General features: G+C 42.5%; 25 protein-coding genes. 16 read left to right on the plus strand and 9 right to left on the minus strand.

Going from position 1 to position 25,402, the window contains the following annotated elements:
- Nucleotides 1-469 precede the first annotated feature (469 nt).
- The 9 genes from LLF92_05205 to LLF92_05245 are packed head-to-tail and all read left to right on the plus strand — an operon-like array spanning nucleotide 470 to nucleotide 9,831.
- Complete coding sequence (locus tag LLF92_05205; GenBank protein MCE5340510.1) at nucleotides 470-907, plus strand: Rrf2 family transcriptional regulator; 438 nt, start codon at nucleotides 470-472, stop codon at nucleotides 905-907.
- A gap of 11 nt (nucleotides 908-918) precedes the next feature.
- The gene (cysK, locus tag LLF92_05210) at nucleotides 919-1,839 is read left to right on the plus strand and encodes a cysteine synthase A (protein ID MCE5340511.1); all 921 of its coding nucleotides are present in this window, start codon (nucleotides 919-921) and stop codon (nucleotides 1,837-1,839) included.
- A 9-nt stretch (nucleotides 1,840-1,848) separates the two neighbouring features.
- Nucleotides 1,849-2,745: a serine O-acetyltransferase gene (locus LLF92_05215; protein ID MCE5340512.1), complete on the plus strand. Its 897-nt coding sequence runs from the start codon at nucleotides 1,849-1,851 to the stop codon at nucleotides 2,743-2,745.
- Nucleotides 2,746-2,795: 50 nt separating this feature from the next.
- Entirely contained in the window at nucleotides 2,796-3,713 is a 918-nt protein-coding gene (gene nadA, locus LLF92_05220) for a quinolinate synthase NadA (GenBank protein MCE5340513.1), read from the plus strand.
- Nucleotides 3,714-3,721: 8 nt separating this feature from the next.
- The gene (locus LLF92_05225) at nucleotides 3,722-5,008 is read left to right on the plus strand and encodes an O-acetylhomoserine aminocarboxypropyltransferase/cysteine synthase (GenBank protein MCE5340514.1); all 1,287 of its coding nucleotides are present in this window, start codon (nucleotides 3,722-3,724) and stop codon (nucleotides 5,006-5,008) included.
- Nucleotides 5,009-5,012: 4 nt separating this feature from the next.
- Nucleotides 5,013-5,861, plus strand: coding sequence for a Fe-S cluster assembly protein NifU (gene nifU / locus LLF92_05230; GenBank protein MCE5340515.1), 849 nt, complete (start codon nucleotides 5,013-5,015; stop codon nucleotides 5,859-5,861).
- Between the two features lie 12 nt (nucleotides 5,862-5,873).
- The gene (nifS, locus tag LLF92_05235) at nucleotides 5,874-7,031 is read left to right on the plus strand and encodes a cysteine desulfurase NifS (protein MCE5340516.1); all 1,158 of its coding nucleotides are present in this window, start codon (nucleotides 5,874-5,876) and stop codon (nucleotides 7,029-7,031) included.
- 39 nt (nucleotides 7,032-7,070) lie between these two features.
- The gene (locus tag LLF92_05240; protein ID MCE5340517.1) at nucleotides 7,071-8,426 is read left to right on the plus strand and encodes an insulinase family protein; all 1,356 of its coding nucleotides are present in this window, start codon (nucleotides 7,071-7,073) and stop codon (nucleotides 8,424-8,426) included.
- 13 nt (nucleotides 8,427-8,439) lie between these two features.
- Nucleotides 8,440-9,831 carry an insulinase family protein gene (locus LLF92_05245; protein ID MCE5340518.1) on the plus strand — a complete coding sequence of 464 codons (1,392 nt, stop codon included), beginning with the start codon at nucleotides 8,440-8,442 and terminating at the stop codon, nucleotides 9,829-9,831.
- Here the strand turns inward: LLF92_05245 and LLF92_05250 are convergent, their stop codons facing one another.
- From LLF92_05250 to rlmN, 4 genes are all read right to left on the minus strand, one after another.
- Complete coding sequence (locus LLF92_05250) at nucleotides 9,832-11,427, minus strand: hypothetical protein (GenBank protein ID MCE5340519.1); 1,596 nt, start codon at nucleotides 11,425-11,427, stop codon at nucleotides 9,832-9,834.
- Between the two features lie 181 nt (nucleotides 11,428-11,608).
- Entirely contained in the window at nucleotides 11,609-12,550 is a 942-nt protein-coding gene (locus tag LLF92_05255; GenBank protein ID MCE5340520.1) for a bifunctional methionine sulfoxide reductase B/A protein, read from the minus strand.
- Between the two features lie 126 nt (nucleotides 12,551-12,676).
- Entirely contained in the window at nucleotides 12,677-13,336 is a 660-nt protein-coding gene (locus LLF92_05260; GenBank protein ID MCE5340521.1) for an HAD-IA family hydrolase, read from the minus strand.
- Complete coding sequence (rlmN, locus tag LLF92_05265) at nucleotides 13,333-14,376, minus strand: 23S rRNA (adenine(2503)-C(2))-methyltransferase RlmN (protein ID MCE5340522.1); 1,044 nt, start codon at nucleotides 14,374-14,376, stop codon at nucleotides 13,333-13,335. Before rlmN ends, LLF92_05260 begins: the two co-directional genes overlap by 4 nt.
- 172 nt (nucleotides 14,377-14,548) lie before the next feature.
- On the opposite strand from rlmN, the gene LLF92_05270 reads away from it, so the two are divergent.
- Together LLF92_05270 and LLF92_05275 are read left to right on the plus strand one after the other, a co-directional pair.
- On the plus strand, nucleotides 14,549-15,925 hold the full coding sequence (locus LLF92_05270; GenBank protein ID MCE5340523.1) for a phosphomannomutase/phosphoglucomutase: 1,377 nt from the start codon (nucleotides 14,549-14,551) through the stop codon (nucleotides 15,923-15,925).
- Between the two features lie 70 nt (nucleotides 15,926-15,995).
- On the plus strand, nucleotides 15,996-16,796 hold the full coding sequence (locus LLF92_05275) for a M48 family metallopeptidase (protein ID MCE5340524.1): 801 nt from the start codon (nucleotides 15,996-15,998) through the stop codon (nucleotides 16,794-16,796).
- On the opposite strand, the gene menA is transcribed toward LLF92_05275, so the two are convergent.
- The 5 genes from menA to LLF92_05300 form a co-directional block, all read right to left on the minus strand.
- The gene (gene menA / locus LLF92_05280) at nucleotides 16,785-17,690 is read right to left on the minus strand and encodes a 1,4-dihydroxy-2-naphthoate octaprenyltransferase (GenBank protein ID MCE5340525.1); all 906 of its coding nucleotides are present in this window, start codon (nucleotides 17,688-17,690) and stop codon (nucleotides 16,785-16,787) included. The two genes, LLF92_05275 and menA, sit on opposite strands and share 12 nt — an antisense overlap.
- A 98-nt stretch (nucleotides 17,691-17,788) precedes the next feature.
- Nucleotides 17,789-18,115 carry a hypothetical protein gene (locus LLF92_05285; protein ID MCE5340526.1) on the minus strand — a complete coding sequence of 109 codons (327 nt, stop codon included), beginning with the start codon at nucleotides 18,113-18,115 and terminating at the stop codon, nucleotides 17,789-17,791.
- 16 nt (nucleotides 18,116-18,131) lie between these two features.
- Entirely contained in the window at nucleotides 18,132-18,623 is a 492-nt protein-coding gene (locus LLF92_05290) for a cupin domain-containing protein (protein ID MCE5340527.1), read from the minus strand.
- 12 nt (nucleotides 18,624-18,635) lie between these two features.
- The gene (locus LLF92_05295) at nucleotides 18,636-19,094 is read right to left on the minus strand and encodes a ferritin family protein (protein ID MCE5340528.1); all 459 of its coding nucleotides are present in this window, start codon (nucleotides 19,092-19,094) and stop codon (nucleotides 18,636-18,638) included.
- Nucleotides 19,095-19,357: 263 nt separating this feature from the next.
- Nucleotides 19,358-20,272, minus strand: coding sequence for a hypothetical protein (locus LLF92_05300; protein MCE5340529.1), 915 nt, complete (start codon nucleotides 20,270-20,272; stop codon nucleotides 19,358-19,360).
- Between the two features lie 582 nt (nucleotides 20,273-20,854).
- Between LLF92_05300 and LLF92_05305 the strand changes: the two genes are divergently transcribed.
- The 5 genes from LLF92_05305 (at nucleotide 20,855) to LLF92_05325 (ending at nucleotide 25,401) form a co-directional block, all read left to right on the plus strand.
- Nucleotides 20,855-22,378: a phage portal protein gene (locus LLF92_05305; protein ID MCE5340530.1), complete on the plus strand. Its 1,524-nt coding sequence runs from the start codon at nucleotides 20,855-20,857 to the stop codon at nucleotides 22,376-22,378.
- 67 nt (nucleotides 22,379-22,445) lie between these two features.
- Nucleotides 22,446-22,958, plus strand: a complete 513-nt coding sequence (locus tag LLF92_05310) for a hypothetical protein (GenBank protein MCE5340531.1) — start codon at nucleotides 22,446-22,448, stop codon at nucleotides 22,956-22,958.
- A 118-nt stretch (nucleotides 22,959-23,076) separates the two neighbouring features.
- A complete protein-coding gene (locus LLF92_05315; GenBank protein ID MCE5340532.1) occupies nucleotides 23,077-24,231 on the plus strand; it encodes a DUF5309 domain-containing protein in 1,155 nt (384 codons plus the stop codon).
- A gap of 140 nt (nucleotides 24,232-24,371) precedes the next feature.
- On the plus strand, nucleotides 24,372-25,034 hold the full coding sequence (locus LLF92_05320) for a hypothetical protein (protein ID MCE5340533.1): 663 nt from the start codon (nucleotides 24,372-24,374) through the stop codon (nucleotides 25,032-25,034).
- 1 nt (nucleotide 25,035) lies between these two features.
- The gene (locus tag LLF92_05325; GenBank protein MCE5340534.1) at nucleotides 25,036-25,401 is read left to right on the plus strand and encodes a hypothetical protein; all 366 of its coding nucleotides are present in this window, start codon (nucleotides 25,036-25,038) and stop codon (nucleotides 25,399-25,401) included.
- Nucleotide 25,402: the final 1 nt, after the last annotated feature.

Consider the following 25,402-nt stretch of genomic DNA (forward strand, 5'->3'; position numbering starts at 1 on the left):
AGATATTTTATAATCGTCGGCGTCGTCATGCTTCGCTTGGGTATGTCAGCCCAGCGGAATATGAGGAAATAAGCGAAAAAGAACGGAAACAGGTAGCATAAATTCAATCACCGAGTGTCCGTCATTCGTTTAGCACCTCACAGGTTTTTGAGACACCGATTTTCAATTTTTATGATTTTTTACGATTTTACTGTCATTTACTGTTGTTTTGGTGCATTTCAGTGCATGGGGCTTTGGAGGCATTTTCACGTTGAAATTCGCGCAAGTTGGGTGTTTTTGCGTGTAAATACGCGCAATTCGAGGTTTTTTGAGTAAAATAGCGCGCAAGTTAAGTGCAAAAACACACAGGTTTGCAAAGTTTGCGCACGGCAATAGTTGCGCAAATTTTAAATATTTTTACGCACTTACTTGACAGCGACACGTAAAATATATATAAATACTACTAAAACCATAGGAATACAGGTGTAATATGAAACTTTCGACAAGAACACGATACGGGATGCGGGCACTGCTGGAATTGGCATTGGCTCATAATGCCGGGCCTTTGCAGATAAAGGTAATTGCCGAGCGTCAAAATATTTCGAATAAATATTTGGAGCAGTTGGTAGCTATGCTGAAAACAGCAGGTCTGGTGCGGAGTATTCGCGGGCCGCACGGCGGGTATGTTCTGGCGAAGCCGCCGGATGAAATCAAGCTGCTGGATGTTTTCAAAACTCTTGAAGGCTCAACACTTACAGTCGAGTGTGTTGACCAGGAGCATATTTGTGATAATCAGTCAGACTGTATAACAAGGAAGTTGTGGATGGAAATTAATCAGGCGATAATTACTGTGCTTGAAAGCAAAACGCTTGGCGACCTGGTGAAGATGAGCGAAATAAGCGGCGGAAAAATGAGTTATCAAATTTAAGGGAGTGCCAAATGGCGAAGATATATAACAGCTTAATCGATACCATCGGCAATACGCCTCTTGTGCGTATAAACGCTTTAAACACGACCGAAGCACAGGTTTTAGCGAAAATTGAATATTTCAATCCGTGCAGTTCGATAAAGGACCGGATTGGTCTTGCGATGGTTGAAGCCGCTGAAAAGCAGGGCAAAATCAACAAGCAAACTACTATAGTTGAGCCGACCAGTGGAAACACTGGAATCGGTTTGGCGTTTGTTTGTGCGGTAAAGGGATATAAGCTGAAATTGGTGATGCCGGAATCGATGAGTATTGAACGGCGAAAACTGTTCAAAATCTTCGGAGCGGAAGTTGTTTTGACTCCTGCGGCTGAAGGTATGAAAGGCGCGGTTGCCGAGGCTCAAAGGCTTGTAGATAATACGGATAACACGATTATACTTCAGCAGTTTGAGAATCCTGCGAATCCTGAAATCCATCGCAAAACGACGGCGGAAGAAATTTGGCGGGATACTGACGGAACGGTCGATATATTTGTTGCCGGAGTCGGTACAGGTGGTACAATTACCGGCGTTGGTCAGGTGCTGAAGAAGTACAAACCTGCGGTGAAGATTGTAGCGGTTGAGCCGGACAGTTCACCGGTGCTTTCCGGCGGAAAGGCCGGCCTGCACAAGATTCAGGGCATTGGTGCCGGTTTTGTACCAAAGGTACTGGATAGGTCGATTTTGGATGAAGTAATCTGCGTCAAAAACGAGGATGCTCTGGGAACCGCCAAACAGCTTGCTCTTAAAGAGGGGATGCTCTGCGGTATAAGTTCCGGCGCAAATGTTTTCGCGGCTTTGCAGATTGCGGCCAGACCTGAAAATAAAGGAAAAGTTATTGTTACGATAATTTGCGATACTGGCGAAAGATATATTTCTACGGAATTGTTTCAATAGGATAAATTAATGGAAAATGATATTCAGAAATTTGTAAAGGCAATCGTAGATACTTACAAAGACGAGTCCGGCATAAATTTCATCGATACGACGAATTTACCGCTGCGTGACAGGATTCTTGAAGTGCTTGGCTTGCTGATGGAAGTAATTTTTCCCGGCTACACAGGCGCTAGGGATGTTACGAGTTCGAACGTGGATTTTGTTGTCGGCGATATTCTTTACAAGGTTCAAAGCGTTCTCGAAGAACAGATTCAGCGTGCGCTTCTTCATCAGTGCAGATTGAAGAAAAGCGACTGTACAAGCTGCAAGGAAATGGCCAAAGAAGTAACGCAGCATCTTTTGGGGCAATTGCCTAACATACGCAAACTGCTTAAAACCGATATTCAGGCTGCTTTTGAGGGCGACCCTGCGGCAGCCAGTTACGAAGAAATTGTGTTGAGTTATCCGGGCTTGAAAGCTATTACGATTCATAGAATTGCGCACGAGTTGTATTTGAAGAACGTGCCTCTTATTCCACGTATAATGACCGAACACGCTCATCACGAAACCGGAATCGATATAAATCCCGGCGCGACGATTGGCGAAAGATTTTTCATCGACCACGGCACGGGAATCGTAATTGGCGAAACTGCTGTGATTGGAAATAATGTAAAAATTTATCAGGGCGTTACGCTCGGTGCGCTTGCTCCGGCAAAAGGGCAGAGCCTTCGAGGTGTGAAACGTCATCCGACGATTGAAGACGATGTAACGATTTACGCTGCGGCGACAATTCTTGGCGATATTGTAATCGGCAAAGGCGCGACGATAGGCGGTAACGTATGGATTAAAGATTCTGTGCCGGCAGGTGTTATGGTTACAATGGCAAGACCGGAACCGGTTTATATTCAGAAGAAAAATAAACACTGACTTACACAGACGAAAACACTGACTGACACAGGCCTGAAAAATAGGAACGTATGGCAGACAAAATAATTGAAAAAATAAATACGCTCAAGAAAAAGAAGAACGCGATAATTCTCGCTCATAACTATCAAATCGGCGAAGTTCAGGATATTGCCGATGTTTGCGGCGATTCGCTTGAATTGAGTCGAAAAGCGGCGAACAACAACGCGGATGTGATTGTATTCTGCGGCGTTTTGTTTATGGCTGAAACAGCGAGCATTTTGTCCCCGAACAAAACTGTTTTACTGCCGGATAAAAACGCCGGCTGCCCGATGGCTGATATGATTGACGCAAAACAACTTACCGAGTTGAAGGCGAAATATCCGGATGCTGTTGTTGTTTGTTATGTGAACAGTTCGGCGGAAGTTAAAGCTATCAGCGATTATTGCTGCACGAGTTCAAACGCGGTTGATGTTGTAAACGCGATTGACGCTGACAAAAAGATTATCTTTGTGCCGGATAAAAATCTCGGTCAGGTTGTTAAAGAGCGTACCGGCAGAGATATTGTTCTTTGGCTGGGGTATTGCCCGACACATCATCATGCATCGGCGGAAGATTTGCAGAAAACAAAATCTACGTATCCTGACGCGATGGTTCTGGCGCATCCGGAGTGTCCGGTGGAAATAAGAAATTGTGCCGATTTGCTTTTGAGTACCGGTCAAATGCTCAACTATGTTAAAAACAGCGACAGACGTGAGTTTATCATCACCACTGAAGTTGGAATTATTCATACACTGAAAAAGCAAAATCCGGAGAAAGTTTTTTATCCGGCCAGCGAGCGATTTGTTTGTCCGAATATGAAAAAGATTACGCTGGAAAAGATTTTATTCGCTCTGGAAGATAATAAGTATGTAATAAAAGTGCCTGACGAAATCGCGGATAAAGCGAGAGGGGCACTTGAGAGAATGGTGGCGGTTGTGCCGAAAGGATAGTTCGAGAAATGGATGAAAGAAAATATCATTTAGAAACATTGGCTTTGCACGCAGGTCAGGAAGTTGACCAGACGACATTAAGCAGGGCGGTGCCGATTTATCAGACGAGCAGTTATTTGTTCAAAGATACCAATCATGCGGCTGATTTGTTTGGACTGAAAGAATTTGGCAATATTTATACGCGATTAATGAATCCAACGACTGACGTTTTGGAAAAAAGGCTTGCCGCTCTTGAGGGCGGAGTTGCGGGGCTGGCGTTTAGTTCCGGAATGGCTGCGATTACCGCGGCGGTTTTAAATATTTGTCAGGCAGGTCAGCATTTTGTTTCGGCCAGTACGCTTTACGGCGGAACGGTTACGCTTTTCGGTCATACTTTGGCTAAGATGGGAATAGAGGTAAGTTTTGTAAACCCGTCGAAGCCGGAGGAATTTGAAAAGGCGATTAAAAGTAATACACGGCTGATTTATATTGAAAGCTGCGCGAATCCGAAAAACAATATTCCGGATTTCGAGAAAATTGTTGCTGTTGCGCACAAGCATAATCTGCCAGTGATTTGCGATAATACCACAATGTCGCCAATGCTTTTCAGGCCGATTGAGTATGGCGTTGATATTGTTGTGCATAGCTGTACGAAAATAATCGGCGGGCACGGCACGAGTATCGGCGGGGTTATAATCGATTCAGGAAAATTTAACTGGGCGAATGGTAAATTTCCGGAACTGACAGAGCCTGACGCAAGTTATCACGGTGTGAAATATTTTGAACAATTCGGCGGTATGGCGTATATATTAAAGGCGAGATTGCAGTTGCTTCGCGATATGGGCGCGTGCTTGTCGCCGTTTAATTCGTTTCTGCTCTTGCAGGGAGTTGAAACTTTGCACTTGCGGGCGCCGCGGCATTGCGAAAACGCGATGGCTTTGGCAAAATGGCTTGAAAAGAATAAAGCCGTGAGTTGGGTTAATTATCCGGGACTTGAGTCGCATCCGGATTATGCTCTTGCGAAAAAATATTTTCCTAATGGGCAGGGTGCTATGCTGGGCTTTGGTATTAAAGGCGGCAGGAAAGCAGGCGAGAAATTTATTAATAACGTTAAGCTTGCAAGTCATCTTGCAAATATTCTCGACAGCAAAACGCTGGTCATTCATCCGGCGAGTACGACTCATCAGCAGTTGAGCGATGAAGAGCAAATCGCGGCCGGTGTAAGCCCGGACTTTATTCGTGTCTCTGTCGGAACAGAACACATTGATGACATTATTAACGATTTTGAATATGCTTTAAATAAGGCAAAGGAATAGAACTATGTGGGATTATAATCCAAAAGTTATGGAATATTTTTTGAATCCGAAAAATGTCGGCGAAATAGAAAATCCGGACGGTGTCGGCGAGGAAGGTTCGCTGGCGTGCGGCGATATGCTGAAACTGACTTTCAAACTTGACAAAGACGGAAGAATCGCCGATGTGAAGTTTAAAACGTTCGGCTGCGCAAGCGCAATCGCATCGTCCTCTGTAATGACCGAAATGATAAAAGGTCTTACGCTGGAAGAAGCATCGAAAGTAACCAACAAAGACATTGTCGATAAACTCGGCGGGCTGCCTGAACAAAAAATGCACTGCTCGGTTATGGGTATGGAAGCGTTGCAGGCGGCGATAGCAAGTTATCACAGCGGTAAAGGCAAAACGCAGAAAAAAATCGACGGCAAAATAGTATGCACCTGCTTCGGCGTTACCGATAAGGAAATCGAAAAAGTCGTGCTTGAAAATAACCTTGATACTGTCGAACAGGTTACGAATTACTGCAAAGCGGGCGGCGGATGCGGCTCGTGCCGAGGCGAAATCCAGATGATAATCGATAAAGTCCGCGGCAAAAAAGAAGCCGGCATTACAACTGTGCGTGAAACCAAGAAGTTGACAAATATTCAAAAGATACAGTTAATTCAAAAGACTATAAACGAACAGATTCGGCCTTTGCTGAAAGCTCACGGCGGCGATATCGATTTAATAGACGTTGACGGCAACAAGGTAATCGTAGCTTTTCGCGGGATGTGTTCGCAGTGTCCGACGGCGGAGTTCACGATGAAAGATGTTGTCGAGGGCAGGCTGCATGAGTTTGTAAGTAATGATTTAATTGTCGTGGAACATCGCGATTAATGGAGTGAATAGATGTCAAAAGTAATATATTTCGATAATAATGCGACGACGCAGGTTGCGCCGGAAGTGTTCGAGGCGATGAAGCCTTTTTTAACCGAATTTTACGGCAACCCATCGAGTATGCACACATTCGGCGGACAGGTTGAAAAATATATCAGGCACAGCAGGGATGCTATCGCTAATCTTCTCGGCTGCGACAGTTCTGAAATTATCTTCACAAGCTGCGGAACCGAAAGCGATAATGCAGCGATAAAAGGCGTTCTGGCGTCTTATTCTGAAAAGAAAAAAATTATTACCACCCGCGTCGAGCATCCGGCTGTTCTGGCGGTTTGCAGAGAATTGCAGGGGATGGGATATAAACTTGTCGAACTTGGTGTTGACAAAGAAGGGCAAATCAATCTCGATGAACTTGCGGCAGAAGTCGATGACGATACGGCTATCGTAACGATAATGTATGCAAACAATGAAACAGGCGTGATTTTCCCGATAGATAAAATCGCGGAGATTGTTAAATCCAAAGGCAGCGTTTTTCACACTGATGCTGTTCAGGCGGTCGGCAAGATTCCGCTGAACCTCAATAAAAGCAACATCGATTTGTTGAGCTTGAGTGGACATAAACTGCATGCGCCGAAAGGCGTCGGCGTTCTGTATGTTCGCAAAGGTACAAGGATTTCGCCATTTATGGTCGGCGGGCATCAGGAAAAAAGCAGGCGAGCAGGTACTGAAAATGTCGCGGGCATTGTTGCGCTCGGCAGGGCGGCGGAACTGGCGATGGTAAATATGGAAACTGAAAACACGTTCGTCAAAAAGCTTCGCGACAAACTTGAAAAAGCGATTCTTAAGACATGTAAAGACGCAAAACTTAACGGCGATAAAATCAATCGTCTGCCGAATACGACGAACATTAGTTTTGAATTTATCGAAGGCGAAGCGATTTTGCTTTTGCTTGACCAGTTCGGAATTTGCGCAAGCAGCGGAAGCGCGTGTACGAGCGGCGCTCTGGAGCCAAGTCATGTTATGCGGGCGATGGGCGTTCCGTTTACCGCTGCTCACGGCTCCACGAGATTCAGTTTGAGCAGATATAATACAGAAGAAGAAGTTGATTTCCTAATAGAGAAAATGCCGATGATTGTCAATCGTCTGCGAGAGCTTAGTCCGTTTGTGAAATAACAGTTCAAATTATAAAATGACCGTTCAAAGGGATTTCGAATGAATTTTTTCCTAAAAATTTTCGCGGCAGTGGTTTTGTTTGTAAATTTTGCACATGCTGCCGATGCAAATGAAAACATTGTATCGCATACGCTTGATAACGGATTGCAGGTTTTAATCCTTGAAAAACATTCAATGCCGGTGGCTGCTGTTCAGGTGTGGTATAACGTCGGCAGTGTTGATGAGCCAAACGGATTGAAAGGTATTGCACATCTGTTCGAGCATATGATGTTTCGCGGGTCGAAAAATTTCGGGCCGCAGGAGCATTTTAAATTGATTCAGGAGGCGGGCGGTCGGTGCAATGCTTATACGTCTGATGAAAAAACAGTTTATCACGAAAGGCTGCCGGCGGATAAGCTCGACCTTGCGCTGCGGCTTGAAGCGGATAGGATGGCAAATCTGATATTAGACCAGAATGTACTCGATACCGAACGACAGGTTGTGCTGGAAGAATATCGAATGCGAATCGAAAATGATCCTATCGGCTCGATAGAAAAAGATGTTCGTGAATTTTTGTTCCCATCAAATCCTTATCAATACGGACCAATCGGAAAAGTTGATGATATTAAAAAGTTTACAGTCAAAGATTGTCAGGGGTTTTATAAAAAATATTACGCGCCAAACAATGCAACGCTGACTATCGTCGGCGATGTCAAAGCGAAAAAAGTTATAAAAATGGTTGAAGCAAGGTTCGGCGATATAAAGCCAAGCCAACTTCTCGGCAGGCCTAAATTTGTATTTGTATCTAATCAGGTGAAGGCTTTGAATAAAGCCAAGACGGAACTGCCTGTGCCTGTTACGATTCTTTCATTTTATACTGCGGGGGCACGCGATAAAGACAGGGCGGCGCTTGAGGTTTTGCTGAATTGTCTGAATAACGGCAAAAGCTCGCGGCTGTGGAAGTCGCTTGTGAATAATAAAAAAGTCGCGGAATATTATACCGGCGAATATATCGAAGGCGCTGAAAAGGGACTTGTGATTCTGGCGGCAGCGCATTTTCAGGGACTTGCCGGAAAAGTTGAAAAGGGAATATGGCGGCAGCTTGATGAAATGAAGACCAAAGGGCCGGATGCTAATGAGTTCGCCAAAGTGCAAAATCAAATTCGTGCTGGAAACACTTTTAAGAAATATTATGCGGAAAATCTTGCGAGCAGCATAGGATTCGAGCAGGTTATTCGCGGCGATTATAAACATTTTTATATGCTTGATGAGGAAATTGAAGGCGTAACGCGGGAAGATGTGATTCGTGTCGCAAACAGATATTTTACCAAAGAAAATATGAAAAAGATTTATTTTGAGCCTCGACAGCCGATGTTTCTGGCACAATTAGCGGGACTTATTAAGTCTATCTTTTAGGCAGGAGCAAATCGTGAAAAAAATCATACTTGTTTTAATTGTGTGTTTGGCTGGTGTTTATAGTGTTTATGCGGGTGCCGCTGAAAAATTAGTTTATCCTTCTATGCAGGATGAAAATTTGCCGAATGGGCTGCGCGTCATTCTAATCGAACATCACGAGCAGAAAACAATTTCTTATCGAATGCTTGTTAAGGCGGGCAAGGCGGATGAACCGATTGGCAAGGAGGGCGTCGCGGGTTTCACTTCACGAGTTTTACAGGAAGGGACGCTTATGAAAAATGCCGACCGGATTGCCGATGAAATCGCGGGTATCGGCAGCTCATTTAGTATTTCTTCGCAGACAGATTATGTTATCTTCGGTATGGATGTGCTTGATCAATATTCACAGCAAGGGCTGGACTTATTCTCTGATGTGATTTTAACCCCTTCTTTTTCCGCTGAAGGTGTTAAACGTGTCAAAAAAGAAATGCTAAACAGCGTCTATTTCAACCAAACAGATAACGCCACGATTGCGTTTAATCACGGCAGGGCATTGCTTTTTGGATGTAGTAATCCGCTGGGACGGTCGAACTCCAAAAAAAGCGTTCAATCCATTTCGGCAAAAGATATCCGTAAGTTTTACGAAAGTCATTATTCGCCGGGCAATTCAATATTGCTGGTTATCGGCGATTTTTCAAATGATGAAATGATGCGAAAGTTAAATGGGAAATTTGCAGGATGGAAGTCGTCGAAAGTCGCTGAAAAAATGCAGACTAAGCCTGACTATGGTAAAGCAGGGCGGATACTGGTTGTTGATAAGCCGAGAATGACGCAGGCGGTGATTTATATGAATCAGTGGGCTCTGGTCAGCGACGATGAAAATTATTATGATTATATTCTCGCGAATTATGTTTTGGGCGGCGGCGGTTTTTCATCGAGGCTTATGAACGCAGTGCGAGCCAACGGAGGGATGGCTTATCATATCAGCAGCAGAAGCGATATTCACAGCAATTACGGGGTTTTAAGTATTTTTACTGCGACACGTAATGAGAAACTATATGACGCATACGAAATGACAAAATCTGAAATCGAGAAACTAAACGATAAAGGCGTAAGCGAAGAAGAACTGCAAAAAGCCAAAGATTATGTTACAGGCTCGATTCCGCTGCAATTGGAATCGCCGGGGCAAATCGCAAATAAAATTCTTAACGCGATTATGCAGGGGTTTACGGTTGAGGATTTGTCGAATGAGGTTATTAACTATAATAATGTTACGGCAGAAAACGTCGATAACGTTATTAAAAAATATATGCAGACTCAAAAACTTAATGTTGTTATAGTTTGCGATGTCAAGAAAGTTAAAGAACAACTAAAACAAATTGGAGAATATGAACAAACTGGTTATAACGATATTCCCTGTAAGTAATTATTGAGAATCTTTTGGGTATAAAGCAATAACATAGCCATCGTTAAGCTGTGCTACTAAACGCATATTGCAGAATTGCTGAAGCTGATGTGGTTCGTAAAGATATGTTCGACAATGCCTGGCAAACCATATTAAATAGGTTTGTTTTCCAGATATAAGCCTTGATTTGAATTTATCCATTTCATCCTGTCTTATCTTAGCGCTATTTTGGGGTAGATTTTCCAGTTTTGCGGGCGATAGGCAAGAACTAATGTCAGCGAAAAGATAAAGCGCATTAGTGTCGTTTGTATATATGTTGCCATCCAATTTAGTATATTTCAGCCAGGCAATTGTTTGGGAGTTTTTCCATGCTGCGTTTCCAAAGCCAAAACCATAATAATATAAATGTTGAGTCGTAAAATAAGTTCGAGCGAAACCTGTGTATAGCCAGATACAGGTACTTAGCGCAAGCACAAGCACAACAGCATATCTCATATATTTTCTGGTCAAGGCGTAAAGTTTTATAGAGGAAAAAGCAAATAACATTACCATTGGAATGTATATGGGAGATAAATATCTGCCTTCAAAAGATCCAAGCAGGCTATTCATGGCAGAATAAATGATTGCACACATATATACTATGATAAATAACGAAATTGAAATTACCGGCCAATTTGTTGTTTTAGTTTTTAAGAGTTTATAAGTATAAATAGCGGTGATCGACAGGACAAAGATGGAAAAAAGTGTAAAGAAAATCCAGCCAGGAATTTTATCAATACCATTAAAAAATATGAGCCAAGATTTTATATGGTTACCAATAATATTAATGTTTTTTATAAAAGGAGAATATTGGGGCAGGCGGATTCCCATAAAAGTTTCAGTGAGCAGATAGTTTCTTAGACTCCATATCCCCAAAGGAAAAGCTGAAACGATTCCCCAAATGGAAGTAAGAATAAACTTTTTCCTCCAATCCTTAATACCAAAAAACAATACAAATGCACCGACAGGGAATAGTACTATTCCAATGTAGCGAGTCAGGCAGGCACATGCGGTTATAACGGCTAACAATAGAGTTAACTTATATTTGGGATTAGTTGGGATTTTCGGTAAAAGAAAGAAAAAGGCTCCGACAAAAAATAAAAATAATGGTTCACTCCATGCCCAAACACAATCGGAGACGATAGCTTCTGAAAAAATTAGCAATGAGCTTATTATCGAAAAGAATAGAGAACGCAAATATTTTAAAACCCATAACCCTGTAAAAAAAACAGTTAATCCGAAAAATATTGCGCTAATAAGTCTGGCTGTGAAAAAATCATCTATGCCCAAAACTTTAAAGCAAGCGATAAAAATCGAATAAAACGGGGGTAATATTATAAGAAATGTTCCATCCGGTCTTGTGAAAGAGTGATTTTCAAGAAGAGTTCTTGCCCACATGAGATATTGAACGGAATCACCTGAAATTCCAATGCCATTACGGCTTGATGAATGGAAAATCAAGACAAAGCCAGCGAAACCAATGAGCAGAGGGATGAGAAATAAATATTTGTTTTGTTTTTTAGTCAGTGAAGATAACGTTGATTCGTTATGATTTGTTTTTGATTTAGTTTTTTTCATAAATTTTGAAAATCAGTCAATTCTGTGCGGATTATGCCGAAAGGATGGCTTTGTCAATGCCCACGATAATCGCTTTCAATGACATTATTAGAGTTTCACTTTATCATTTAAAAGAACTAAACATTTAGCAAAACAGATGGAGTTTGTCAAGTAAATATAACGCCAGCCTAATGTGAGAAAACTAAAATATTTTTCGGTAAATGTGGCAGTAGGGGGTTTTGCCGGTCTTTTGATAGTAATTCTGATGGTATTGTTCGGCAGGCCAGAATGTTTGGGCGGTTTTAATCTCTGTTTTTACATCATATCCTTTTTCCTTTAGAATCTGCACTAACTTTTCCGCAGTTTTCTTCTGCTCGTTATTGAAATAATAAATGCCGCTTCTGTATTGGCGACCAATGTCAGGGCCTTGTTTGTTTAATTGTGTGAAATCATGTATCTCAAAAAATAACTTCGCGAGGGTTTCATAATTAGTTTTATTCGGGTCGAAAACTACTTCCACCGCTTCGGCGTGGCCTGTCTTACTGCTGCAAACTTGTTCATACGTTGGTCTTTCGGTTTTGCCGTCAGTGTAGCCAGATGTTACGGAGATTACGCCGGGGACATTCTTGAAATAATACTCAACGCCCCAGAAACATCCGCCGGCAAAGACGGCTCTTTGGCCGTTGGGAACGAAATCCATTGAAATTGAATTTACACAGAATCTGACGTTCTTTTGAGTTAATCCTTCTCCTTTGAAGATGTGGCCGAGGTGTGCGCCGCAGTTTGCGCAGAGGTTTTCTGTTCTGGCACCATCCGCATCGGTCTGCGAAATTACTGCGCCGGGAATTTGTTCATCGAAACTCGGCCAGCCACATTCAGATTTGAATTTTGAAGTTGATTCGAAAAGCGGGAAGCCGCAACGTTTGCAGGTGTAAAGACCCTGTTCAAAAAAATCGTTGTATTTGCCGGTAAAATGCTTTTCTGTGCCTTTTTGGACGATAACGCGTTCTTCTTCGGGGGTGAGCTTTTTATACATATTGCTATCCTCTACTTTCGGATTGGTTTGTTTTGAAATCGCGAACCTTATCAAAACAATTGAGAAAGTAATGACTATCAAAACGAGCAAAATATGCACGCACTTCATAACCAACCCTTATTAAGGTATTTAAGTACTTGTGAGTATCTCTAAAAATTGACAATCAAACATAACAAACGCTGTTTTTGACCGGTCGCTGACGCTCGCGGCTCTGACTCTTATCTTTTAAAGGCATCAAACAATCCAATTGGTAGCATTGTTTGGTACGTTTGCCAAATCTGGAGCGTAAAAATCTGCGCCTGGTAACTGCGCCGGAGTAAAACTTGAGGTAATGGCAAGGCATTTGCAACCTGCGGCTTTTGCGGCTTTGATTCCGCTAATCGCATCTTCGACGACAAGGCAATCCTTCGGATTTATGCCGATTCGTTCGGCGGCGAGCAGGAAAATTTCCGGGTCTGGTTTTGTGTTCTTAACGTCGCTACCGGTAACAACAGAGTCGAAAGTTTCGGCAGGTATTTTGATTTCATCAAGGTTGCCTTTTACCTTGCGATAATCTGCACTGGAAGCGACAGCAATCTTTTTGCCTGTTTTTTTGCATTGGGCGATAAATTCTTTTACGCCGTTGAGAGGGTTCAGGACGCCTTTGATTATTTCAAGATAAATGTCATAGGTACGTATTTTAGCAGTCGGCAAATCGAGTGGGAAATTGTATTTTTCGGCGACACCGCCAATAAATCTGTTTTCGCCTCTGCCGGTAAACGGGTGAAAATCCTGCGGCTGAACTTTTAAACCTTGTTCGGCAAACATCTGCGAGGCTGCTTTGATAATAAAAGGTTCGGAGTCGAGCAGGACGCCATCCATATCGAAGATCACGCCATGTGGTAGTTGAATCATTGTGTTTCTTTCTTAGTGAGTCTGTCAGCGCCGAGCTGGCCGCAGGCGGCTTTAATGCTCTGGCCGCGGCGGAACCTGATAATCGCCTCGAAGCCTGCATGCATCAGCATATCCTTAAACTCTTTTATCTGCTCACGATTGGACGGCTGGAAATCCGAGCCGGGGTGAGGATTGTACTCAATAAGATTTACGCCAACCTTCAAAGGTCTGATGTACTGGATAAGTTTTCTTGCCAAGTCGAAACTGTCATTAACGCCGTCAATCATGCAATATTCAATTGTGATTCTTCGGCCTGTCTTTTCATTGTAATATTTCATCGCTGATAACAGTTCTTTCAGTGAATATTTATTTGCGGCAGGTACGATTTCTTTTCTTACGCCATCATCGGCGGAGTGGAGCGAAACGGCAAGGCGGGGAAAAATGTTTTCATCGGCGAGTTTTCTTATTTCTTCAGGAAGGCCGACAGTTGAGATTGTCTGCCTGCGGAATCCGATTTGTTTGCCGATGTCCGAAGCGAAAATTCTGACCGCTCTTAAAACATTGTCATAGTTTTCCATCGGTTCGCCCATACCCATATAGACGACATTGTTTACCTTGCATCCGCTATCGACGCAAATGGCGGAGACTTCGTCGATAATTTCGCCTGCGGTGAGGTTGCGCTGGAAGCCCAATGCTCCTGTGGCACAGAACTTACAGCCGAGGCGGCAGCCGACCTGTGAGGAGATACAAATCGTCTTTCTGCCGTTTTCATCGAGCAGGACAGATTCGATTTTATTGCCGTCCGGCGTTTCAAACAGATATTTTACCGTGCCATCGGGGTCTGTGAGCTTTTCTTCGATTTTAAGCTGGGTGATATAGTAGCCATCGTCGAGTAGTCTTTTCCGCATATCCTTGGACAGCGTGGTCATAAGGTTGATATCATTGATATTGTGCTGATGTAAATAGGTGAATATATATTTGGCAACGTAAGCTTTACCGCCATATTCAGCAACTATCTTTGTCAGTTCTTCCGGCGTTTTAATTTTTAAGTCTTTATCCATAAGGGTAATATAACGGCTAATGGCGTTGGGTTCAAACGAAAAAGTAATAAACTAAAGCCCACCCTACAAACTTTCTGCGCCATTAAATACGATATAAAAAATAGCATTTGACTATATGGTAAGGATAAGTACAATTTTCAGGGTTATTTTATTTTTTATGGAGTATAGTTTGATGGATCCCAAAATATTTAAAGCGTATGACATAAGAGGACTTTATCCTGAACAATTAGATGAAGATGCGGCATGGAAAATAGGCAACGCGGCGGCGACATTTTTGCGGTCTTTGCTCCGCGGTTACGACAGGGGACTTGCCAACAAGCAGAGTCTTTGTGTCGGATACGATATGCGATCGCACAGCAAAGGTCTTGCCGAAGCACTTATCAAAGGTATGAACGCGGCCGGCGCTAATGTAATTGATATCGGTATGATTGATACACCTCAAATATACTTCGCTATAAATCATCTTGGCACCTGCGGCGGAGTACAGGTTACCGCTTCACATAACCCTGCTCAATACAACGGCTTTAAAATTTCCGGACTGGAAGCCAAACCAATCGGGGAAGATACGGGCTTGAAAGAGATTAAACATATCGCTACCGCACTTCTTCATACAATGGGCGCAGGAGAATGCAAGGCGGAGAAAAACGACCTGACAAAGGCTTACAAAGAACATGTTTTGAAATTCGTCGAGCCAAAAGTGAAACCGTTGAAAGTTGTAATTGACGCTTCAAATGGTATGGCCGGCAAAATGGTGCCGTTGATTTTTGAGGACTTGGGACTCGATATTATCAAGATAAACTTCGAGCATAAAGGCGTGTTCAAACATGACCCCAACCCGCTGGTAGAGAAAAATCTCGACCAACTTAAGAGCACAGTTCTGAAACGTAAAGCAAATGTTGGCATTTGCTTTGACGGTGATGCCGACAGGTTAATAATGGTCGATGAAAAAGGCCAGACTATCAGCTGCGATATTTTAACCGCGCTTATGGTTCCGTACTTTTTGAAGAAGGCGCCGGGGGCGGCGATTGTTTACGACCTGCGGAGCAGTTGGGTTGTGCGTGAAGAAATCCTGAAATATGGCGGCGTGCCCAGACGTGAAAGAGTGGGGCACTCGTTTATGAAAAAGACGCTGCGAACTGCAAGGGCGATTTTCGGCGGCGAGCTTAGCGGTCATTTCTATTATCGCGACAATTTCTTCGCGGATTCAGGAATGATTACTTTCGCACATATGATAAACATTTTGAGCGAATCAGATGTTCCTGTAAGTAAATTAGTTGCGCCATTGAGAAGGTATCATTCAAGCGGCGAGATGAATTTCTCGGTGGAAGATAAAGAAGCGATGACGACTGAACTTAAACGCAAATTCAGTCAGGGCGACACCGACGACCTCGATGGTATTACCGTACAGTTTAAAGACTGGTGGTTCAATTGCAGAGCGAGCAATACCGAGCCGTTGCTGCGTTTGAACGTCGAAGCTAAAACGAAAGAACTGCTTGATAAACAAGTTGCTGAAATGCAAAGCATATTAGGAAAACCGGTAGAACATTAACGATTTAAAATTTAAAATTGAAAATTTAAGATTTGATATAGACGGTTCTCTTTCAAGATTATGGTGAGATATGAATAGAAAAATATTATTTTTGATTGTTGCGGTTTGTTTATTGACGATGTTTCAGGCGGGATGTCAGGTTAATCCTGTAACTGGCGAGAAGCAATTTTCGCTTGTCAGTCCCGAAGAGGCGAAGACAATGGGGTTGAACTACTCCAAGCAAATTGAAAAAGAAATGGGCGAAAGCATCAAAGATGAACAACTGCAAAATTATATTAATTCCGTTGGGCAGAAAATAGCGGCTGTAAGTCATAATCCCACATATGGGTTTACTTACAAAGCAATCGACCATAATTCCGTTAACGCCTTTGCGCTGCCGGGCGGGTATATTTATATTACGACAGGTCTGCTTAAAGAATTGAACAGCGAGGCACAACTGGCAGGTGTGTTGGGGCATGAAACGGCACACGTTACAGCAAGGCATATAGAAAGCCAAATTACGAATAGCTCTCTTATGAGTATGGGCGTGAGTGTTTTGGGTTCGGCGAATTCGGCGGCGGGGTCGATGGGCGAGATAGTGGCGAATTTACAGAGTATGTCGTTTTCACGTGCTGACGAAAAACAGGCGGATGCTATCGGGCTTGGTTATATGGTTAAGGCAGGGTATACGCCTAATGGTATGATTGAGACAATGGAAATTCTGCAAAAACAAAGCGGTTCGCGGACAATAGAATTTTTCTCTACGCACCCAAGTCCGGAAAATCGCATCGGCTTATTGAAGGAAGAAATATTTAACAATCGTTATCCGACTAACGGCAAAATCGGCAAAGAAGAATATTTCCTGAATGTTACCGCAAGATTAAAGAAGTAATATTGCAATCGTGAGAGCAAGGCCGCCGATAGTGTGCAGAATAATGGTGTATTTACTTAGTGTAAAATATCCTGTCTGTGATAGTTTTTCAGGGATGCAGACTTTAAAACAAATTATACATAAAATGCCTGTTGATAGATAAAATACAAAACCGGCAATATTGGTTTTTGTTACAAACAGTGCCAAAATGACAACCAACATCAAAGCGGTCTGATATAAAGAGGCCGCTTTTTTTATGCCCATTGTTACTACGAGAGTTTTCTTATTCACTGCTTTATCGGCTTGGTAATCAGGGAATTCATTTGCGAAGATTATAAGAAAAACCAAAATGGCCATAAAAACGGAAGGCAAAAGAGGTATCCAGTCAATCAAACCAGTTTGAATATAATATGCTCCATAAACTGGCAGAATGCCAAAGAGAAAGCCGATTGTGATTTCGCCTGCGGTGCGGTAGCCGAGTTTCACAGGCGGGGCAGTATAGAAAAATCCGCCGAGCAAACCTATTAAGCCAAGCAAAAGCACGAAAATACTTTTTGTAATTGCAACGATAATTAAACCTGCGGCAGCGGCTAATGCGAAACAGATTATCGATATAGTGAAAACTTCTCTGGGGGACAATAAGTTTTTCTGGATTAGCTGGCTTCCGCCGGAGAATGGGGATGCGTTTTTGTTCAGCCAGTCGTTTTTGGACTTGCTGTCGAAATAATCATTCGAAACGTTTGCGCCCATTTGAAAAAGAACGATGGAAAAACAGGCCAGCAGGAAAAGCGGCAAATTAAATTGATGATGGTGCGAATACGCAAGAGCGGTGCCGACAAAAATAGGGATAACACTTGCCGTGCAGAATTGGACTCGCAATTCCTTAAGCCACAGAGAATACTTTTTTTTAGCCACAGAGTTCACAGAGACCACAGAGATATTATTTTAGCCACAGAGAATATTATAATCTGCCAAAGCCAATCCTACAAAACTTTCTTATTTAATTTTGAAAATCAGTATGAACCGCCAATTATACTATGAAATCCCATCATTAGAAATATAAAGGCCATTAGCCACCAAAATCCGCCAAGCGAAAAACCTAATAAGATATTTATTGATTTTTTTTTGAATAATTTAAGTTTGTATAAAGTGATTATAAAAATAGATGATGCAAGCCAGAAAGTAATGCCCATAGAATAACAATGAATATCGAATACAAGTCCATTCCGGTTAATTATCCTTACGCCAATAATATCGATAGCAGCAATAATAAGCAGGAGTGTGAATCCTATTGCCCCAATGATTAATACAGCATATTTTGTTTTAACTTCTTCTGTCATTTTGTGTTCTCATTGGTTATAGATATAATTCAATCTGCTTTTTCAGATTTGGAAATTGCTTTATAAGTACATCTCTATCGGCTGAGATATAGTCTGCGAATTCAAAGCCGGGGGCAACGGTGCAGCCGAGAAGGGCGAATTTGCCGCCTTTTACGAGTTTTGTTCCCTGCCAGGTGTCTTTGTAAACAACGGCCTGCGGCTTTTGGCCTTTTAAGCAGTCTGTGCCGAGGATTTGAGTTTCTGTTTTGCCGGTTTCATTGATTTGCAGCATTTCGACAGGGTCGCCAAGGTGGAAATGGAAGACCTCATCGCTTTTTACTTTGTGCAATTTGGAAAAACTCGTCGGCGTTATCAAATAAAGAATCGCAGTCGAAAAAGTTCTGCGGCCTTCGTATCTGGCGGGCAGGTTATTGATTTTTTCGGATGCGCGATATGTTTCCACGTAAAAGCCGCCTTCGTCGGGAAGGGGAATCATATTGAACATTTTGATTATATCTTTGGCGGTCATTGTATGAAACGGTTAATCTTCTTTTAGAACCACGTTGTCATATTCAAGCTCAAAGCGGAGTTTGTGTTTTGCCTCCTGCTGGGCGAGGGCGGTAAAAAGCTCTTTGGCTTCGGGTGAATCGACGCTATCAGCAAGGTCGGTATATAACATAAACGCGGCCTTTTCCTTTTTCATCGCAAGAGTAAGAATATCCTGATATTTCATATTTTCCGTCGGCTGGATATCAACAGCGTAACCGGCGATTTTCAAATCCGGGATTTTATCGCCGCCAAGTGAAACTTTTTTGCCTTTTTTGAAATCTTTGAGGAGTTTCCAATGTTCCTTTTCTTCGGCGGCAAAATCGAGAAGCACATTTTTCATTTCAGGATTACTTGCTTTTGCGGCAATGTCGGTATAAAAATGGTACGCCTCAATTTCGTTATCAATCGCGAAGGCTATAATTTCCTCAAGAATGTCGTCGTTTTCGGCCATAATTATAATCCTTTAAAAAGTTTAAGAGGCTCTATCGCAATGGAAAAGACACAGATTTACACGGATTAACACTGTTATTATTAACTTCTAATAAAAAAAGTTTTGGTAATTATATAGGATTTCGATTGGTACAACAAGTAAAAAAGGCCGGATATAATAAATCAAAAATCAAATATTAAAAATCAAAATGATATATCAGAAATAAAAAATCCTCTGTGATGGCCGTTCTGGATAATGACGACAACCACAGAGGATATATGTTTTTACTTTTTTCTTAAAATCAATCCGCCGAGAGCCAGCAGGGTGATGGTTGTCGGTTCGGGGATGAAAACTTGTATCCGGTTATTGCCATGATCTGCAACATAGACATATCCTGAAGCGTTAACTTCAAGTCCAATAGGATTAGTGAACTCTCCTTCACCAATACCACTTGCCCCCCACTGTTCTATAAAGCTACCACTACTTGTAAACTTCTTAATCAAGTTGTCATTATAAGCGGTTACATATATGTTATCTGAAGAATCTATGGCTACGCCTTCTGGGTGATCGCATCCATACCATGTGTCTATAAAAGTACCATTTTCGCTAAATTTTTGTATTCGGTTATTTCCATAGTCTGCAACATATACGTAGTTTAAAGAATCAACTGCAATAAAAGTAGGTGTGTCAAATTGACTGTTACCACTTCCTGTTTCACCCCAAATTATTTCAACAATCCCGTTGTTAGTAAATTTTTTGATGGTATTAGTAGTTTCTTCTGTGATGAATATATATCCTGTAGGACTTACTGTTATGCCTATCGGATGATTTGCATACCATGAATCCATTTCAGTATAACTGATTCCGTTGTTAGTTGAAAATTTATGAATGAGGTTTCCGCCTGCATCTGCAACATAAATATTTCCTGATTGATCTGCTGCGATACCCAAGGGATCGTTGCAATGCCATTGTGTTATATAAATTCCAGTACTGTCAAACTTTTGAATTCGATGGTTGTCATTGTCAGATACATAAGCATTACCCGAAGAATCAAAAGCGATATCACGTGGTGAAATAAATTGTCCATTACCAGTTCCTTGGCTCCCCCATCCATTAATATATGAGTAAGCTCCAAAAACATAGGAGGTTGTTGCAAATAAAAATAACATCACCAATATTAAAGTTAACAACTTTTTCATGTTCTTCTCCTTTTCAAAAAAATATTTAACGTGGATTCCCCCACAGGGGTTGTAACCGATCAGGTCGGGAATGACAGTTGACCGCGGACTTTCATCCTGCGGTACTGAAACCCTGCCATAGTTTCCTTTGATTTTGTTTTTCAAGGTTTCCGCTGTGCCTCAACAAAATCCAGAAAATTCGGGATTTAAAATGCTGGCAGGGCTAACCACGAACTAAATACAACAAAATGGTTATAAAATCTCTATGATGAATTGATGGAATGTCCCATTTTCTCTACCTCCTAAAAAATATTAACTTCTCTCATGTTCCCAACGTTATAAAAAACATCCTACATTCTTAGTTTGCAATGTCAATAGGAATTATCCCTGAAATTTATCAGTCAATTATGCGCAAGCGAAAAAATGCGAGTTTTTAAATTTTTAAAATTTTTAAGCCATATTTGGCGGGTATTTGCGGCAATTTGTATTTTTTTTACGTCAGTCATTTCAAAAATGCGCACGCTTATATAAAGGGTAGAAGAATAAATTAAATATCAAAAATTAAAAATCAAAATTGTGGAAGATGTTTTTATTGGAGTAAATATGGCATTCGATTTTTCAAAATTAGAAGCAGAAAATATTAATCCGGCATTTATCAACTGGCTCGTCGATGAGCAATGGGTTGATATGCAATCGCATTTCGGCAAGCTGTGGGATTATTATCAGAATCCAATGTACTCGCCAATCGGTCTATCTGCCGCTGATTCAAAACTCAATGAATCAGCCAAGACCTACATTCAGGCACAGGAAATGGGACTGCCGGTGCGGATTACTGGTATCAAACGCACGCAGGCAAGCGGTATCACTGGCGGAAAAGCTGTCGCGGATGTCGAACGCAAAGAAGTTGTTATCGAAAACGATATCGGCTGGCGTGTGAATGCAATGGTTGATTTTCTATTCGGCAAAGGTGTTGATATTGTCAGCAGGGCGGAAGACAAAAACAGACGCACAGAAATTGATAAAATCATCAAACAGGTATTCAATTCCAACGGAGGAGTGAGATTCTTTCAGGATATGGCAGTGCTCGGAGCGGTTTATGGGTTCGTGGACTGCATTGTTCGGCCGGGACAGAAAATCGCGGAATTTTTACGAACCCCCGGCATAAAGCCGGAGGCTAACGAGGTGATGGAACTGGTCAGCGATTGCAGTCTGGAATTAATAGAAGCCCAAAGAGCACTGCCTATTCTCGATGAAAGAGATTATCGCAAAATTAATTTCTATGTTCAGCATTTCATTGAGCAGAAAAATGACATTTCATCCGAAGGAAATTTTCTGCGAAGACTCTTATCGCCTCAAAACAGCAACGCATCCAGAAGAACAACCGCTGTCACGGAAGTTTTATCGGCTGACTGGTGGCAGAGATATGAGGACAAACAGCTTGTTTCCGAAGGGGCAAATCTTCTTGGGATTCTTCCGGTTGTACACATTCAAAATATCGCGCAGCCATTGTATTATGAGGGTATCAGCGATGTCGAAGCACTTATTCCTCTGCAAGACGAACTAAACACAAGATTGAGCGACAGGGCGAGCAGGATAACTTTCCAGGCGTTCAAAATGTATCTGGCAAAGGGTATCGAGGGTGTTGAAAATCGAGCGGTATCGCCGGGCAGAATGTGGTGCACGGATAATCCTGACGCGAGTATTCAGCAGTTCGGCGGAGACAGCAGTTCGCCGAGCGAAGATGTACATATTCAGGAAATACGCGAAGCATTAGACAAAACCAGCGGAGTTACGCCTGTGGCGGCGGGTGTGCTTAAAGACAAAATCGGAAATCTTACAAGCGCAATCGCATTGAAGATGACGCTGATGGGAATGCTGGCGAAGACTGAACGCAAACACTACGCTTACGGTCAGGGACTTAAAGAAATCGCGGCAATGGTAATGCATCTGCTTGATGTTACGAAGATTTATCCAAATGCAAAAGACGAAAGAGTCTTTGATGTTATCTTCCCAAGTCCGCTGCCGGAGAATACTTCCGAAAAACTCGATGAAGCGAAAATGAAATTAGAAATCGGAGTATCGAAAGAACAAGTGCTGCGGGAGCTGGGATATGAAATGAAAATATAGACACGGATTTACACTGTATTTTAGACACTGATTAACACGGATTTACACTGTATAGAAAGGGTTTTGAATGAGTCAGAATGACACAGAAATTCAGGGTTCAGATGAACAAGAGCAGCGGGGCGAAAAACTCGTGGATGTGAGCGAGGCGATTCGGTACCGCAAAAGGGCACAGATGGCCGAGCAGAAGAAAACGCTTTTAGAGCAGGCGCTTATCGAGCACAAAAGTGAAATTGAAAAATTAAACAGAAATATTTCACAAATGTCTATCGAACGCCAGTTAATCGATAAGTTTGTTTCGGCAGGTGTGAAGGATTTGGAAGCGGCGGTAATTATCGGCAGAAGCAGGCTTGAAAAAGATTCTCAAGTCTCGGCTGACGATGTTGTTGAACAAATGCGGAAAGAAAAAAGTTATCTTTTCAGCGAATCGCCTGCTCCAACGGTAATCGCAAAGACAAGTGGAGTCAAAAACAAGTTGTCGCAGACAACAGGCGTTCTTGAACGTGCGGCGAAAAAAGCAAGCCAAACCAGTTCAAGAGCGGATTTGCAGGAGTACCTGCGAACAAGACGGAATTTATTGTAGTGAAATGACAACCCTGCCAAGGTCTCCTCTGATTTTGTTTTTCAAGGAAAACAAAATCCTGAAGAATCGGAGATTGTAATGTTGGCAGGGCTAACCAACTATTGAAAGGAAATAAATTATGGCATTTACAGGTAAATCAACATATTCAGCAGGCGTAACACTGCCTGAAATAGCGGAAGACGTTTCTGACATTGTCGGAATCATATCGCCGGTGGAAACTTTTTTGCTCGATGCACTGGGCGACCCGCTTCGTGAGGCAAGGAGCACATATCATGAATGGCTGGAAGATTCTCTGATTCCTAACAAAGACACTATCAGCGACAGTTCTATCAGTGTTCCTGACACCGAAACCAGTTTCGATGTTATCAATGGCAGCAGATTTAGAACTGGTGACCAGATTCAGGCTGAAGGCAGCGAAGAGCTGATGCTTGTTACCGGTGTTTCCAGTAATACGCTGACTGTAGTGCGAGGTTATGCGGGTACAACGGCTGAAAATATAGCCGATGCACAAGTTGTTTATATTCTCGGCAACGCGGCGCTCGAAGGTGATGATAAGCCTGCGGCGAGATTTACCAATCGTGTTCGCTGCGGAAACTACACGCAGATTTTTACAGCAGGCGTTGAAGTAAGCGGTACCAATATTGCCGCCAGTCATCTGGGTATTTCTGACGAGATGGATTATCAGAAATCGGAAAGACTGCGTGAACTTATCCGCGACCTTGAGAACACAATAATCAACGGCGGACAGCCAGCGGCCAATCCGCAAGGCTCGGCATCTGTTCGCAGGAGTATGAAAGGTATCGTGCAAAGCATTGATACAAATATATTCCGTACAGGTGATTCCGGTTTGCCGTCAGGTACGGAACTTGACGAGGCGAAAATCAATTACGTTCTTCGCAAGATTTGGGAAAACAGCTGCGGCACAGTAGATTTGATTGTTGTCGGCGGTTATCAGAAACGAAAAATCAACTCGTTCCTGACAGCAAGCAGAAGTTTCGGACCTGCTGATAAGGCCTACACCGATATGGTGAGCGTTTATGAAAGCGATTTCGGTGTTTGCAGGATTATCACCAGCAGGTGGGTTCCGCAGGATGCCGTTCTGTTCCTCGATTCTTCACGTGTCAGTGTACTTCCGCTTGCGGGCAGAAGCTTCCACTTCAAACCGCTGGCAAGCAGCGGCGATTATGAGTGCGGCCAGCTCATCGGCGAATACACACTCGAATTCAAGAATGAAGCTGCGCACGGGGTCATCAGAGATTTGGCAACAGCGTAATTAAAAGAGGTTATATTTTTTCGGCTGGGTGCGTTTATCTACAGAACGATACATACTTAAAGGTTAGATATACCACCCGGCCAAAATTAACTAAAAACTTTGGAATGGCTTCGCTATGTTTTTTATTTTAAGAGGTAACAATGAACAGTTTTTCAAATGATGTTGATATTCTGAAATATGAGCCGATTTTGTTCGGCGATTTGCATTTCGCAGGTCAGGTGTTGGCAGGCGGAAGCGGCGCAACAATCAGCAACTCGATATTAAACGCTGCGGGTGGGAATTTTACAAACGCGCAAATCACGGCGGGAATGGTTGTTTATGTACATAACGAAGACAGAACCGTTGACTGCGTTTATGAGATTGTATCTGTAAATTCAGACACACAGCTTGCGATTTCAGTTCTGCGAGCGGATAACCAGACTAACGCTATTCCTGTACAAGACAGTGATGCGGTAAATTACAGAATCTGCACATATCAGGCGCAAAGCAATGAATTGCTTTTACAGCTTGCGCAGTATTTCGGATTACGGCCTGGGGTTGCGGATGGGCAATATAGCGTTGATGATATTCTCGATGCTTCTGTGCTCAAACAAGTTTCTGTTTATGGGGTTCTGTCGATTGTTTATGCGACGCTTGCGAGCAAGGCTGACAGCGATAAAGAAAATTTCTGGAAGAAGAGCGGCTATTACAGGCAGCTTTATGAAAAAGCGTTTCAACGATGCAAGATAAGCATTGATTTGGGCAATGATGAGATTGCTGATTTCGGATTTAACGGCTCAAGCGTCAGATTGATGAGGGACTAATATGCGGCCTGCGTTAGATAATATATTTTTTGATGATGAAACTTTTGAAATCGAAGTCAAAACGCTCAATAGAGGCGTTGTTCAGCGGTCTGCGGCGGGGCTTGACGGTCAATTAACCATCGATATGGGGCTTCGTGAGAGAAAACTTGCGCAAACAGGGCAACTGCGGGCTAAGAATGAAGCCGAGCTTCAGCGGCAAATCGATGCAATCAACGAATTGATTGACGGGCAACTGCATATTTTAAGAAGTTCGGACGGCAGGGTGTTTGATAATCTTCTTGTTGAGACGTTTGAGACTGAATCAGTTATCAAAAGCGGAGCGTACATGAGCTGTTCATATCATATCACATATATCAAACAGGCATAAT

It is taken from the genome of Planctomycetaceae bacterium (genome assembly GCA_021371795.1).
Taxonomy (GTDB): Bacteria; Planctomycetota; Phycisphaerae; order Sedimentisphaerales; family UBA12454; genus UBA12454.